The sequence below is a fragment of the Psychroserpens sp. SPM9 genome, from assembly GCF_025153525.1.
Taxonomy (GTDB): Bacteria; Bacteroidota; Bacteroidia; order Flavobacteriales; family Flavobacteriaceae; genus Psychroserpens.
Genome location: NZ_JANZNR010000001.1, coordinates 13,129 through 26,725, shown reverse-complemented (window position 1 = coordinate 26,725; position 13,597 = coordinate 13,129). Strand labels below are relative to the sequence as shown.

The 13,597-nt window shown below is 35.4% G+C and carries 13 protein-coding genes and 5 tRNA genes; all 18 read left to right on the top strand.

All coding sequences use genetic code 11. The features are described from left to right. The first annotated feature begins 8 nt into the window (after positions 1 to 8). The 18 genes from N4270_RS00115 to rpoB all read left to right on the top strand — a co-directional run bounded on the left by N4270_RS00115 (position 9) and on the right by rpoB (position 13,534). The gene (locus N4270_RS00115) at positions 9 to 1,175 is read left to right on the top strand and encodes an acyl-CoA dehydrogenase family protein (protein WP_260094766.1); all 1,167 of its coding nucleotides are present in this window, start codon (positions 9 to 11) and stop codon (positions 1,173 to 1,175) included. Positions 1,176 to 1,347: 172 nt separating this feature from the next. Beyond that, positions 1,348 to 2,742, top strand: coding sequence for a carboxypeptidase-like regulatory domain-containing protein (locus tag N4270_RS00110; protein ID WP_260094765.1), 1,395 nt, complete (start codon positions 1,348 to 1,350; stop codon positions 2,740 to 2,742). 91 nt (positions 2,743 to 2,833) lie between these two features. Further along, positions 2,834 to 3,028, top strand: a complete 195-nt coding sequence (gene rpsU / locus N4270_RS00105) for a 30S ribosomal protein S21 (protein WP_260094764.1) — start codon at positions 2,834 to 2,836, stop codon at positions 3,026 to 3,028. Between the two features lie 112 nt (positions 3,029 to 3,140). Further along, complete coding sequence (locus tag N4270_RS00100; RefSeq protein ID WP_260094763.1) at positions 3,141 to 4,031, top strand: tyrosine-type recombinase/integrase; 891 nt, start codon at positions 3,141 to 3,143, stop codon at positions 4,029 to 4,031. Between the two features lie 26 nt (positions 4,032 to 4,057). After that, the gene (gene raiA, locus N4270_RS00095; protein ID WP_260094762.1) at positions 4,058 to 4,360 is read left to right on the top strand and encodes a ribosome-associated translation inhibitor RaiA; all 303 of its coding nucleotides are present in this window, start codon (positions 4,058 to 4,060) and stop codon (positions 4,358 to 4,360) included. A 101-nt stretch (positions 4,361 to 4,461) separates the two neighbouring features. Further along, positions 4,462 to 4,535, top strand: a tRNA-Thr gene (locus N4270_RS00090). Positions 4,536 to 4,589: 54 nt separating this feature from the next. Further along, a tRNA-Tyr gene (locus N4270_RS00085) sits at positions 4,590 to 4,671 on the top strand. 159 nt (positions 4,672 to 4,830) lie between these two features. Beyond that, positions 4,831 to 4,903, top strand: a tRNA-Gly gene (locus tag N4270_RS00080). Positions 4,904 to 4,992: 89 nt separating this feature from the next. After that, positions 4,993 to 5,064, top strand: a tRNA-Thr gene (locus N4270_RS00075). A 59-nt stretch (positions 5,065 to 5,123) separates the two neighbouring features. Further along, a complete protein-coding gene (gene tuf / locus N4270_RS00070) occupies positions 5,124 to 6,311 on the top strand; it encodes an elongation factor Tu (protein WP_260094761.1) in 1,188 nt (395 codons plus the stop codon). A 175-nt stretch (positions 6,312 to 6,486) separates the two neighbouring features. Continuing rightward, a tRNA-Trp gene (locus N4270_RS00065) sits at positions 6,487 to 6,559 on the top strand. 76 nt (positions 6,560 to 6,635) lie between these two features. Further along, the gene (secE, locus tag N4270_RS00060) at positions 6,636 to 6,827 is read left to right on the top strand and encodes a preprotein translocase subunit SecE (protein ID WP_260094760.1); all 192 of its coding nucleotides are present in this window, start codon (positions 6,636 to 6,638) and stop codon (positions 6,825 to 6,827) included. Between the two features lie 19 nt (positions 6,828 to 6,846). Next, positions 6,847 to 7,404 carry a transcription termination/antitermination protein NusG gene (nusG, locus tag N4270_RS00055; RefSeq protein ID WP_260094759.1) on the top strand — a complete coding sequence of 186 codons (558 nt, stop codon included), beginning with the start codon at positions 6,847 to 6,849 and terminating at the stop codon, positions 7,402 to 7,404. A 74-nt stretch (positions 7,405 to 7,478) separates the two neighbouring features. After that, the gene (gene rplK / locus N4270_RS00050) at positions 7,479 to 7,919 is read left to right on the top strand and encodes a 50S ribosomal protein L11 (protein WP_204346858.1); all 441 of its coding nucleotides are present in this window, start codon (positions 7,479 to 7,481) and stop codon (positions 7,917 to 7,919) included. 11 nt (positions 7,920 to 7,930) lie between these two features. Further along, positions 7,931 to 8,617, top strand: coding sequence for a 50S ribosomal protein L1 (gene rplA / locus N4270_RS00045; RefSeq protein ID WP_204346859.1), 687 nt, complete (start codon positions 7,931 to 7,933; stop codon positions 8,615 to 8,617). A 20-nt stretch (positions 8,618 to 8,637) separates the two neighbouring features. Further along, positions 8,638 to 9,159, top strand: a complete 522-nt coding sequence (gene rplJ / locus N4270_RS00040) for a 50S ribosomal protein L10 (protein ID WP_260094758.1) — start codon at positions 8,638 to 8,640, stop codon at positions 9,157 to 9,159. A gap of 59 nt (positions 9,160 to 9,218) precedes the next feature. Next, positions 9,219 to 9,596, top strand: a complete 378-nt coding sequence (gene rplL / locus N4270_RS00035; RefSeq protein ID WP_230936951.1) for a 50S ribosomal protein L7/L12 — start codon at positions 9,219 to 9,221, stop codon at positions 9,594 to 9,596. A 125-nt stretch (positions 9,597 to 9,721) separates the two neighbouring features. Beyond that, on the top strand, positions 9,722 to 13,534 hold the full coding sequence (rpoB, locus tag N4270_RS00030) for a DNA-directed RNA polymerase subunit beta (RefSeq protein WP_260094757.1): 3,813 nt from the start codon (positions 9,722 to 9,724) through the stop codon (positions 13,532 to 13,534). The last annotated feature ends 63 nt before the right edge of the window (positions 13,535 to 13,597 follow it).

The window sequence follows — 13,597 nt, the reverse complement described above, 5'->3', positions numbered from 1 at the left end:
AACAGCTTATGAGCAGTAGGTACTTTACCGAAGAACACGAATTATTCAGACAAAGTTTAAAAGATTTTTTGCAAAAAGAAGTCGTTCCACATTTGGATAAATGGGAGGAAACAGGTCATATTGAACGTTTCATTTGGAAACAGTTTGGAGATATGGGATTTTTCGGATTAGCCTATCCGGAAGCCTATGGTGGGATGAACCTGGATTTGTTTTATACTGTTATTTTGCTCGAAGAACTTCAAAAAATAAATTCTGGCGGATTTGCAGCAGCAATCTGGGCGCATGCTTATCTGGCCATGACGCATGTCAATAAAGAAGGAGATCATGCCATTAAAGAACAATATCTTACACCGAGTATTTCTGGTGATAAAATAGGCTGCCTTTGTATTACTGAGCCTTTTGGCGGAAGTGATGTTGCAGGTATGCGCTCAACAGCAGTTAAAAAAGGTGATAGCTATGTTATAAATGGGTCTAAAACCTTTATTACAAATGGCGTTTATAGTGATTATTTAGTTGTGGCTGCTAAAACCAATCCCGAACTTGGAAATAAAGGCATTAGTATCTTTATTATGGATCGAGACACTCCTGGCATTTCGGCAACTAAATTAGATAAATTGGGCTGGAGAGCTTCTGATACTGGAGAAATTGCTTTTGATAATGTTACAATTCCTGCTTCAAATTTAATGGGCGAGGAGAATAAAGGTTTTCCTTATATCATGCAACATTTTGCTTTAGAACGTTTAATCATGGGAATTAATGCGCATGCTAGAGCCGAATTTGCCTTAGATTATGCCAAGCAATATATGAGTGAACGACAGGCTTTTGGACGATCGATTGATAAGTTTCAGGCTTTACGTCATTCCTTTGCTGATTGCTATGCAGATATGTTGATGTGTAAAGAGTTTAATTATACAGTCGCGCAACGATTGGATAAAGGTGAATATGTGGTAAAAGAAGCGACCATTTCTAAACTGCGTTCGACCAAAATGGCAGATGAAGTAATTTATCAATGTTTACAGTTTCTTGGCGGGTATGGCTATATGGAAGAATACCCAATGGCAAGATTATTGCGTGATAGCCGATTAGGACCAATTGGCGGTGGAACCTCTGAAATTTTGCGAGAAATTATCGCTAAAATGGTAATTGATAATAAGGACTATAAGCCAGCCACCTAAAAAGTTTAATTGCTATTTTAGCGAAAATAGTAAATCAATTTTGCTAAAATGGTAATTGATAATAAGGACTATAAGCCAGCCACCTAATAGTTTTAGAAATTAGTGAACAGGCTGTTCCTAATAATTTAATTGAATAATGCATATGGTAGGTAAACATCTAAAGCAACTTCTTATGGTTGCAGTTCTACTAGTTTCAATAGTAGGATTTTCTCAAACTGAAATAAAAAACAAAATTGTAGATTTTGGCACACTAATACCAATAGAGAGTGCAAGTATTTATATCAAAAATACAACCATTGGTACAGTGAGTAATTCTGACGGAAAGTTTGTGCTTCAAGTACCTAATGAGTTTTCTACCGATACTTTAATTATTTCTTCTATCGGGTATAAGAGCTTTAAAACACCTGTCAATGAATTTGATAATACCGTTGAAATTTACCTCGAAGAAGATATTGCCTCCTTAGATGAAATTGTTTTAATTGCTGAAACACGACCAAAAACAGGAAACGATATTGTGCTGAAAGCAATTGAGAAACTAGACGTCAACTTACCAGATTCGGCTTATATTCAAAAAGGGTTTTTAAGACATAAAGAACGTAATAAAGTCGAATTTAAATGGCTTATTGAAAGTGCTATAACTGTTTATGATTCGGGTTACGGTTCTAAAAGTTCAGAACACCTGAAAATTAATGTAGATCAAATGCGTAAGAGTTACGATTTGAGAGATGTAGATAGTATTTTCTCTTATGTGTCCTATAAAAATCAAAATTCTCGTAGCCGAATTAAGCCTAAAGACGTGAATCGAAATCAACTCCAAACGGCTCAGTTGGTTAAAGCTATTAAATGGAATGACAATCGTGTTAACGGACTCCAGAATATTTTTCAGGGTAAGTTAAATTTACTTAGGAATGCAGCAGATACCAAGGCCTTATTTGGTGATGATATTTTAGATAGGCACCAATTTGAATTGGATACAATTCTTGTTGATAATGATCGTAAAATCTATAAAATTAAAATAGCTGAAGGAAAGGATTTTGTTGGCTTAGATACTAAAGGTATTTATAATGAAGGTTATAAAGCAAACGGATGGCTTTATATTTATTATGATAATTATGCGATTAAAAAAATAGAATACGAATTGGTAGCAGCTTCAGATGCACAAAAAATAAGAAGCAAACGACTCTTTGATACACAGGTGACTCATAAGTTGATTATTAATTATATGGAGTATCAGGATAAGATGTATCCTAATTATGTGTATTACGAAACACCAAAGCTGGTTAATGTAGGTTTTAAAGCCGATCAAAAAGTAAGTGAAGAAGAAAAAGAGCGTTATAATAAAGAAGAACGCTATTATTATACGGTTCAGGAAATATTATTTTCAGAAATTATATTAGATAAAGAGGTCATACAAACAGCCTTAAATAACGATTGGGATATGGATATTTTTTCACCTAAACCTTATGACAAAGCCTTTTGGAAAAATTATAATATCCTTCTCGAGAGCGAAGAAGACGAAAAACTTATTGATGATTTAAGTCAAAGAGCATCTTTATTTAAGGACTAGTTATAATTTTATAAAAAAATTAGTTGGACATTTTAAATTAGTTTCTATATTTGCAGCCTTAAAAATTCTAAAAGAGAGGAGGTTAAGAACTATGTTAATAATTCCAGTAAAAGAAGGAGAAAATATAGATAGAGCGTTGAAGCGTTACAAGCGTAAGTTTGTGAAGACAACGATTAAAAATCAGTTGCAAGAACGTAAGCAATTTACAAAGCCTTCTGTAGCACGTAGAGCACAAGTTCAAAAAGCTCAATACATTCAAGGTCTTAGAGATCAGGAAACCGTATAAGGTTAGCTTTTCATAAATATATCCCGCTTTTTATAGCGGGATTTTTTTTAGCCCAAATCTAAGTAAGAATAAAAGTTGTACATTTAGTTTATGCTTCAGAAAAAGGATACCTATGAGTTTTAAAGCATTTTCAGATTACCTCCTGCTTGAGAAAAACTATTCGCAGTTAACACTCAAAGCCTATATTTCAGATTTGGAAGCTTTTAAGGAATTTATTTCTTCTGAATTTCAATCCGATTCCATCGAACAAGTCAACTATCAACAAATCCGCAACTGGATTGTAAGTTTGGTACAAAGCGGAATAACTAACCGAAGTATCAATAGAAAAGTATCCTCACTCAACACCTATTATAAATTCCTATTAAAAACGAAGACTATAAAGGTTAATCCTTTAAATAAACACAAAGCTTTAAAGGTGAGTAAAAAAATACAGGTGCCCTTTTCCGAAGAAGAACTGCAACAAGTGATTGAGGCATTACATGCTGCAACAGATTTTGAAGGTATAAGAAACCGCCTTATTATAGAATTGTTTTACGCCACAGGAATTAGACGCATTGAGCTGGTGCATCTCAAGCTATCGGATGTTGATTTGTCAAATAAAACATTAAAGGTTTTAGGAAAGCGAAACAAAGAACGGTTTATACCTTTAATTGATTCGGTCTGTGAAACCATTAACGATTATTTAGATAAAAGAAATGACTTAGAAACAATTAGAGATACATCCTATTTATTTCTAACACAAAAAGGCGTTAAAATTTATGAAACCCTTGTTTACAGAATTATAAATAACTACTTTAGTAAGGTGTCTGCTAAAGTAAAAAGGAGTCCGCATATATTAAGGCACTCATTTGCGACTCATTTACTTAATCAAGGTGCAAATCTAAACGCTGTAAAAGAACTTCTTGGTCATTCAAGTTTAGCAGCGACTCAGGTTTATACCCATAATAGTATAGCAGAATTAAAAAAAGTGTATACCAATGCACATCCAAGAAGTAAAAAATAATATTGTCTAACCAATAAAGAACGATTATGAAGGTAAACACACAATCTGTAAATTTCACTGCAGACAAAAAATTAATTGATTTTATTCAGAAGCGAATGGATAAACTAGATATGTTTTATGACAAAGTTATTCAATCTGATGTGTATTTAAAAGTAGAAAACACCAGTGATAAAGAAAATAAAATCTTTGAAGCACGAGTAAAAGTACCAGGAGATAGCTTTGTAGTAAAAAAGCAATGTAAAACATTTGAAGAGGGGACAGATATGGCCGTTTCGTCTTTAGAACGACAGTTAAAAAGGCGAAAAGAAAAATTAAGAACACATATGTGATAAAATTTTTCAAAAAATGTTTTGAATAAATAAATAAATCTTTACATTTGCAGTCCGTTAGAAATAGCGGGCTTTTTTTATAGCAAAAAAGTTATATAAAAGCCGATGTAGCTCAGCTGGCTAGAGCAGCTGATTTGTAATCAGCAGGTCGTGGGTTCGAGTCCCTCCATCGGCTCTTAAAAAGTCTGAAAATAGGAATAGTTATTTTTAGCAAAAGTTCTTTAAAATTGGGGAGATACTCAAGCGGCCAACGAGGGCAGACTGTAAATCTGCTGACTACGTCTTCGCAGGTTCGAATCCTGCTCTCCCCACTAAGAATTTTAAATAAGAAGTTGTCAAAAGCTTGCTTTTGTAAAACTGCGTTTTAAAATTCTTTGGATTGGATTGCCAATCCGGAATTACTTTATTAGACAAGGTAATTCAAACTTTGAAATATTGAACACCTTTAACTGGTAAAACAGTTATAAAATGCGAGAGTAGCTCAGTTGGTAGAGCGTCAGCCTTCCAAGCTGAATGTCGCCGGTTCGAACCCGGTCTCTCGCTCAAAATTCCTGCGGAGGCAGGCATCTCTTCTTTTTGGCGTGATAGTAAAGAATTGAAACGCAAAAAAGAATAGGAATTAAACACTTTACGCCGGTGTAGCTCAGGGGTAGAGCGTTTCCTTGGTAAGGAAGAGGTCACGAGTTCAAATCTCGTCATTGGCTCTTTTCAAATTGAAAATTAAATTGAACACTAATATAAATTAAGATTAAATAAATTAAACATGGCAAAGGCAACTTTCGATCGTTCAAAACCACACCTTAACATAGGTACTATTGGACACGTAGATCACGGTAAAACAACTTTAACTGCTGCTATTACTAAAGTATTAGCTGATGCAGGTTTATCTGAAGCAAGATCATTCGATCAAATTGATAACGCTCCAGAAGAAAAAGAAAGAGGTATCACAATTAATACATCACACGTTGAATACGCAACAGCTAATCGTCACTACGCTCACGTTGACTGTCCAGGTCACGCCGATTACGTAAAGAACATGGTTACTGGTGCTGCTCAAATGGATGGTGCAATTTTAGTTGTAGCTGCTACAGATGGTCCAATGCCACAAACTCGTGAGCACATCCTTTTAGGTCGTCAGGTAGGTATTCCAAGAATTGTTGTATTCATGAATAAAGTGGATATGGTTGATGATGATGAGCTTTTAGAGTTAGTTGAAATGGAAATCAGAGATTTATTATCATTCTACGAATATGATGGTGATAATGGTCCTGTAATTGCTGGATCTGCATTAGGTGCACTTAACGGTGAGCAAAAATGGGTTGATACAGTAATGGAATTAATGGAAGCTGTTGATAACTGGATTGAAGAGCCAACTCGTGATATGGACAAGCCTTTCTTAATGCCAATTGAAGATGTATTCTCAATTACTGGTCGTGGAACTGTTGCTACAGGTCGTATCGAAACTGGTGTTGCTAATACAGGTGATCCTGTTGAGATCATCGGTATGGGAGCTGAGAAGTTAACATCTACTATTACTGGTATTGAAATGTTCCGTCAAATCCTTGATAGAGGTGAAGCTGGAGATAATGCAGGTATCTTATTAAGAGGTATTGAGAAAACTCAAATCTCTAGAGGTATGGTAATTACTAAGCCAGGATCTGTAACACCACACGCTAAATTTAAAGCTGAGGTTTATATCTTGAAAAAAGAAGAAGGTGGACGTCACACGCCATTCCACAATAACTACCGTCCACAGTTCTACGTACGTACAACTGACGTAACTGGAAACATTGCGCTTCCTGATGGAGTTGAAATGGTAATGCCTGGAGATAACCTTACTATTACTGTTGAATTAATTCAACCAATTGCAATGAACGTTGGTTTACGTTTTGCAATCCGTGAAGGTGGTAGAACAGTAGGTGCAGGTCAGGTTACTGAAATTTTAGACTAAATATTTATTAAATAAATATTAATTAAGGTGTTCCGATTTGTCGGAACGCCTTGATTTATATTTACGGGTTTACCTGCCTGCCGGCAGGCAGGGCTCAGAACTGAGCGCTAGGAAAAATTAGGTAGACTTATTGAAATAACAAATTAGAAACAATAAATAAATGTTGTTTCTTTTTACGGGTTTAGCTCAGTTGGTAGAGCACTGGTCTCCAAAACCAGGTGTCGGGAGTTCGAGTCTCTCAACCCGTGCAAGTTAAAATACGAGGCAAGATATGTGTGCTAATTAAAGTAAGACAAAATCTTAATCGTACAAATTAAAAATCAAATGGCAGGAATAGTAAATTACATAAAAGAATCTTTTGACGAATTGAAAAACCACGTATCATGGCCAACTTTAGCAGAAGCTCAAAGTTTAACCATTTTAGTTGCTGTTTTTTCAATTATATTCTCATTAGCTATTTGGGGTGTTGATACTGTTTTTAGTAAAGTGATTAAGGCTTACTTTAATTTAATTTAACTAAAAATAACGCAGAGGAATGTCAGAGACAAATGTAAATAAAAAGTGGTACGTTGTTAGAGCTGTAAGTGGTCAGGAAAACAAAATCAAAGCCTATATCGAGAATGAAATTTCAAGATTAGGATTAGAAGATTATGTAGATCAAGTATTAGTTCCTACAGAAAAAGTTATCCAGATTCGCAATGGAAAAAAGATCAATAAAGAACGGGTCTATTTTCCTGGATATATTATGATTCAGGCGAATTTAAGTGGTGAGATTCCTCATATTATAAAATCGATTACGAATGTTATTGGGTTTTTAGGGGAAACTAAAGGAGGAGATCCAGTGCCATTAAGACAATCTGAAGTTAACCGAATGTTAGGTAAAGTAGATGAATTAGCTGTAGAAGCTGATGCAAATGTGGCTATACCTTACACGATTGGTGAAACCGTAAAAGTTATTGATGGTCCGTTTAATGGATTTGACGGCACTATTGAGAAGATAAATGAAGAGAAGCGTAAGCTGGAAGTAATGGTTAAGATTTTCGGAAGAAAAACACCATTAGAATTAAGCTATATGCAAGTTGAAAAAGTATAATAATTGTTACATATATAGATAGTATGTCTTTTTTGCTTCCACAATAAAAGATATACAAAACTAAAATTTTTAAAATGGCAAAAGAATTAGGTAAAGTAGTTAAATTACAAGTTCGGGGAGGTGCTGCGAATCCGTCGCCACCGGTTGGACCCGCTTTAGGAGCTGCTGGAGTTAATATCATGGAATTTTGTAAACAATTCAACGCTAGAACTCAGGATAAGCCTGGTAAAGTTCTTCCAGTTGTAATTTCAGTTTACAAAGACAAGTCTTTCGACTTTGTTATTAAAACTCCTCCAGCTGCGGTACAATTATTGGAAGCGGCCAAAGTAAAAAAAGGATCTGGTGAACCGAACAGAAAGAAAGTAGCAAAAGTAACTTGGGATCAAGTGAAAGCTATCGCAGAAGACAAAATGCAAGATTTAAATGCATTTAGTGTAAACTCTGCAATGAAGATGGTTGCAGGAACTGCAAGATCAATGGGAATCACAGTTAAAGGTGGTGAAGCACCTAACTAAAAATTTTTGAAATGGCAATTACAAGAAAACAAAAAGAAGCAAGAGCTAAAGTAGAGAAGAATAAATTATATTCTCTTGAAGAAGCTTCAGCATTATTAAAAGAAATTACCTATACAAAGTTTGATGCATCTGTTGATTTAGCTGTAAGACTTGGAGTTGATCCTCGTAAAGCAAATCAAATGGTAAGAGGCGTTGTATCGCTTCCGCATGGTACAGGTAAAGATATGAAGGTTTTAGCCTTAGTAACTCCAGATAAAGAGGAGGAAGCTAAAGCTGCAGGCGCTGATTATGTAGGATTAGACGAATACCTAGAGAAAATCAAAGGTGGTTGGACCGATGTTGACGTTATCGTTACCATGCCAGCTATCATGGGTAAATTAGGTCCGTTAGGTAGAGTATTAGGTCCAAGAGGACTTATGCCAAACCCAAAGACAGGAACAGTTACTATGGATGTTGCTAAAGCAGTATCTGAAGTTAAAGCTGGTAAAATCGATTTTAAAGTTGATAAAACAGGAATTGTACACGCTCCAATAGGTAAAGCATCATTTAGTGCTGATAAATTAAAGGACAATGCAATGGAATTGTTAACCACTTTAAATAAGTTAAAACCAACTGCTGCAAAAGGGGTCTACATGAAGAGTATTTTCATGTCTAGTACAATGAGCCCGAGTATTGCAATTGATGTAAAATTTGCATAAGTAGTTAAATCTTTATTATTATGACAAGAGAAGAAAAATCACAAGTAATTGAAGAGTTAACTGCTCAGTTAGCAGACAATGCAAATATCTATTTAGCAGATATCTCTGGATTAAACGCAAGTAACACTTCAGATTTACGTCGTGCTTGTTTTAAAGCAAACGTACAATTAAACGTAGTAAAAAATACATTATTAACCAAAGCTATGGAAGCTTCTGATAAAGATTTCGGAGACCTTCCAACAGTTTTAAAAGGTAATACCTCAGTAATGTATTCTGAAACTGGTAATGCTCCAGCTAAAGTCATTAAAAACTTCCGTAAAAAATCTGATAAGCCTTTGCTTAAAGGAGCTTTTATTGAAGAGGCTATATACCTTGGAGATGATCAATTAGACATGTTAGTTGATATCAAGTCTAAAGAAGAATTGATTGGAGATATCATTGGATTATTACAATCACCAGCTAAGAATGTTATTTCAGCACTTAAATCAGGTGGTGGAACTATTGCAGGTATCATCAAAACTTTATCCGAAAAAGAAGGATAATCAAATAAGTACGCACTTAAACAAATTATATTTTATTAAAATTATTAAAACGATAGAAAATGGCAGATTTAAAAGATTTCGCAGAACAATTAGTTAATTTAACAGTAAAAGAAGTTAATGAATTAGCTACAATATTAAAAGACGAATATGGTATCGAACCAGCAGCAGCTGCAGTAGCAGTAGCAGCAGGTGGCGGAGCAGCAGGTGGAGACGCCGCTGAAGAAAAATCAGAATTCGACGTAATCCTTAAAGCAGCAGGTGGTTCTAAATTAGCTGTTGTAAAATTAGTTAAAGAATTAACTGGTTTAGGATTAAAAGAAGCAAAAGGTTTAGTTGACGAAGCACCAAGTGCTATCAAAGAAGGTGTCGCTAAAGACGAAGCAGAAGCTCTAAAATCTCAATTAGAAGAAGCAGGAGCAGAGGTTGAGCTTAAGTAAGCTTAACTAACCTACAAAGTATGGTTTAGGTCTTCCGAAATACTCGGAATGACCTAAACCCTTTTGTGTATAAAAAAGGTACACAAATAAACTAATTATTTTTTTAATCAAAATCTCGTTCATCGATGTTAGCAAATACAGCTGAAAGATTAAATTTCTCTTCCATAGTAAACAGAACTGAATACCCAGATTTCTTGGATATTCAAATTAAATCCTTCCAGGATTTTTTCCAGTTAGAGACAAAATCAGAAGAAAGAGGAAATGAAGGATTGTATAATACCTTCATGGAAAACTTTCCAATTACAGATACTCGTAATCAATTCGTATTAGAATTTTTGGATTATTTCATTGATCCACCAAGATATACAATTGAAGAATGTATCGAAAGAGGATTAACATACAGTGTGCCTTTAAAAGCACGTTTAAAATTGTATTGTACAGATCCAGAACATGAAGACTTTGAGACCATTGTTCAAGATGTATATTTAGGAACAATCCCTTACATGACACCTAGCGGAACTTTCTGTATCAATGGAGCAGAGCGTGTCGTTGTATCCCAATTACACAGATCTCCAGGTGTATTCTTTAGTCAGTCATTCCACGCCAATGGAACTAAATTATATTCTGCGAGAGTTATTCCTTTCAAAGGTTCTTGGATTGAATTCGCTACAGATATCAACCAAGTGATGTACGCTTACATTGATAGAAAGAAAAAGTTACCTGTTACAACTTTATTTAGAGCTATCGGCTTTGAGCGTGATAAAGATATTCTAGAGATTTTTGACCTTGCTGAAGAAGTTAAAGTGTCAAAATCCGGACTTAAAAAAGTGATCGATCGTAAACTTGCTGCACGTGTGTTAAACACTTGGCATGAAGATTTCGTTGATGAAGATACTGGAGAAGTAGTATCTATCGAACGTAACGAAATTGTATTAGATCGTGACACAGTTATTGATAAAGATAATATTGAAGAAATTCTTGAAGCTGGTGTAAAAACTATTTTATTACACAAAGAAACATCACAACAAGGAGATTACGCAATTATTCATAATACCTTACAAAAAGATCCAACAAACTCTGAAAAAGAAGCTGTTGAACATATCTACCGTCAATTACGTAATGCTGAGCCGCCAGATGAGGAAACAGCGCGTGGTATTATTGATAAATTATTCTTCTCAGACCAACGTTACTCTTTAGGTGAAGTAGGTCGTTATAGAATGAACAAAAAATTACAGTTAGATATCGGAATGGATAAGCAAGTACTTACCAAAGAAGATATCATAACAATCATTAAATACTTAATTGAGTTAATCAACTCTAAAGCAGAGATTGATGATATCGATCACTTATCTAACCGTCGTGTACGTACTGTAGGTGAGCAGTTATCATCTCAGTTTGGTGTTGGTTTAGCACGTATGGCTCGTACCATTCGTGAGCGTATGAATGTTCGTGATAACGAAGTATTTACACCTATTGATTTAATTAACGCTAAGACCTTATCGTCTGTTATTAATTCATTCTTCGGAACCAACCAGTTATCTCAATTTATGGATCAAACCAATCCACTAGCAGAGATTACACACAAACGTCGTCTATCGGCTCTAGGACCTGGAGGTTTATCTAGAGAAAGAGCAGGTTTTGAGGTACGTGATGTTCACTATACGCACTACGGAAGATTATGTCCAATTGAAACTCCTGAAGGACCAAACATTGGATTAATTTCATCTTTATCTGTATATGCTAAAGTGAATTCAATGGGATTCATTGAAACACCTTACAGAAAGTCTGATAATGGGGTTGTAGATATCAAAAATGCGCCTACCTATTTAAGTGCTGAAGAGGAGGAAGACATGCTAATTGCTCAAGCGAATATTAGTGTGGATGATAACGGTAAAATTCTTGAAGACAAAATTATTGCGCGTCAAGAAGGTGATTTCCCAGTAGTTGAGCCTTCTACGGTAAACTACACCGATGTTGCACCAAATCAAATTGCATCTATTTCGGCTTCATTGATTCCGTTCTTAGAGCATGATGATGCCAACCGTGCCTTGATGGGATCTAACATGATGCGTCAGGCTGTACCATTATTACGTCCGCAAGCACCAATCGTAGGAACTGGATTAGAGCGTCAAGTCGCTTCAGATTCAAGAGTATTGATTAATGCTGAAGGTGACGGAACAGTTGAGTACGTTGATGCTAATGAAATAACTATAAAATACGAACGTACTGAAGAAGAAGCTATGGTGAGTTTTGATAGCGATACCAAAACTTATCCTCTGGTAAAATTCAGAAAAACCAACCAAGGAACGTCTATCAATTTAAAGCCAATCGTTGAGAAAGGTGATAAGGTGAAGAAAGGACAAGTCCTTTGTCAAGGTTATGCTACCGAAAATGGCGAATTAGCATTAGGTCGTAACATGAAAGTGGCATTCATGCCATGGAAAGGTTACAACTTTGAGGATGCGATCGTTATTTCTGAAAAAGTAGTTCGCGATGATATATTTACATCGATTCATATTGATGAATATTCATTAGAAGTTAGAGATACCAAATTAGGTAACGAAGAATTAACTAATGATATTCCTAATGTTTCTGAAGAGGCGACTAAAGACCTTGATGAAAATGGTATGATTCGTATTGGAGCAGAGATTAAGCCTGGGGATATCCTTATCGGAAAAATTACACCAAAAGGAGAATCTGATCCAACGCCTGAAGAAAAATTATTACGTGCCATCTTTGGTGACAAAGCAGGTGATGTAAAAGATGCGTCTTTAAAAGCATCGCCATCATTACATGGTGTCGTTATCGAGAAAAAATTATTCTCAAGAGCGATTAAAGATAAACGTAAGCGAGCAAAAGATAAAGAAGATATTGAAGCATTAGAAAATATCTACTACCAAAAGTTTGATGATTTACAAGCGGTCTTAGTTGAAAAATTATTTGCACTTGTTAATGGTAAAACGGCTCAAGGTATCTTTAATGACTTAGGTGAAGAAATCATTCCTAAAGGAAAGAAATATACCCTTAAGATGTTAAATGCTGTTGATGATTATACACACTTAACGTCAGGAACCTGGACTACCGATGAGCATTTAAATTCATTAGTTGCCGATTTAATTCACAACTATAAGATTAAAGAAAATGACCTTCAGGGATCATTACGTCGTGAGAAGTTTACTATTTCAGTCGGTGATGAATTACCAGCAGGTATTATCAAATTAGCGAAGGTTTATGTCGCTAAAAAACGTAAATTGAAAGTGGGTGATAAAATGGCAGGACGTCACGGTAACAAAGGTATTGTTGCTCGTATTGTTCGTCAAGAAGATATGCCATTCTTAGAAGATGGAACCCCTGTTGATATTGTATTAAATCCGTTAGGTGTACCATCTCGTATGAACATCGGTCAGATTTATGAAACGGTACTTGGTTGGGCTGGACAAAAATTAGGACGCACCTATGCGACGCCAATTTTTGATGGTGCCACTCTAGACCAGATCAATGCATTTACAGACGAAGCAGGTGTACCAAGATTTGGACACACGTACTTATATGATGGTGGTACAGGAGATCGTTTTGATCAACCAGCAACCGTTGGTGTGATCTATATGATTAAACTTGGTCACATGATTGACGATAAGATGCACGCACGTTCAATTGGACCTTACTCATTAATTACACAACAACCATTAGGTGGTAAAGCACAATTTGGTGGTCAGCGTTTTGGTGAGATGGAAGTTTGGGCACTTGAAGCTTATGGAGCATCAAGTACTTTACGTGAGATTTTAACTGTTAAATCTGATGATGTTATAGGTAGAGCTAAAACTTACGAAGCAATCGTAAAAGGAGAGCCAATGCCAGAACCAGGACTACCTGAATCTTTCAACGTACTTATGCACGAATTGAAAGGATTAGGATTAGATATTAGATTAGAAGAATAAATTTATAGTTGACAGTCTCAGTTTACAGAAGGTAAATATTACTAACTGAAAACTGCGACTGCG

Coding starts and splice junctions, on each gene's coding strand:
- rpoB (WP_260094757.1), top strand. CDS start 9,722: ATGTTAGCAAATACAGCTGAAAGATTAAATTTCTCTTCCATAGTAAAC.
- tuf (WP_260094761.1), top strand. CDS start 5,124: ATGGCAAAGGCAACTTTCGATCGTTCAAAACCACACCTTAACATAGGT.
- N4270_RS00100 (WP_260094763.1), top strand. CDS start 3,141: ATGAGTTTTAAAGCATTTTCAGATTACCTCCTGCTTGAGAAAAACTAT.
- rplA (WP_204346859.1), top strand. CDS start 7,931: ATGGCAATTACAAGAAAACAAAAAGAAGCAAGAGCTAAAGTAGAGAAG.
- nusG (WP_260094759.1), top strand. CDS start 6,847: ATGTCAGAGACAAATGTAAATAAAAAGTGGTACGTTGTTAGAGCTGTA.
- rpsU (WP_260094764.1), top strand. CDS start 2,834: ATGTTAATAATTCCAGTAAAAGAAGGAGAAAATATAGATAGAGCGTTG.
- rplK (WP_204346858.1), top strand. CDS start 7,479: ATGGCAAAAGAATTAGGTAAAGTAGTTAAATTACAAGTTCGGGGAGGT.
- rplJ (WP_260094758.1), top strand. CDS start 8,638: ATGACAAGAGAAGAAAAATCACAAGTAATTGAAGAGTTAACTGCTCAG.
- secE (WP_260094760.1), top strand. CDS start 6,636: ATGGCAGGAATAGTAAATTACATAAAAGAATCTTTTGACGAATTGAAA.
- N4270_RS00115 (WP_260094766.1), top strand. CDS start 9: ATGAGCAGTAGGTACTTTACCGAAGAACACGAATTATTCAGACAAAGT.
- rplL (WP_230936951.1), top strand. CDS start 9,219: ATGGCAGATTTAAAAGATTTCGCAGAACAATTAGTTAATTTAACAGTA.
- N4270_RS00110 (WP_260094765.1), top strand. CDS start 1,348: ATGGTTGCAGTTCTACTAGTTTCAATAGTAGGATTTTCTCAAACTGAA.
- raiA (WP_260094762.1), top strand. CDS start 4,058: ATGAAGGTAAACACACAATCTGTAAATTTCACTGCAGACAAAAAATTA.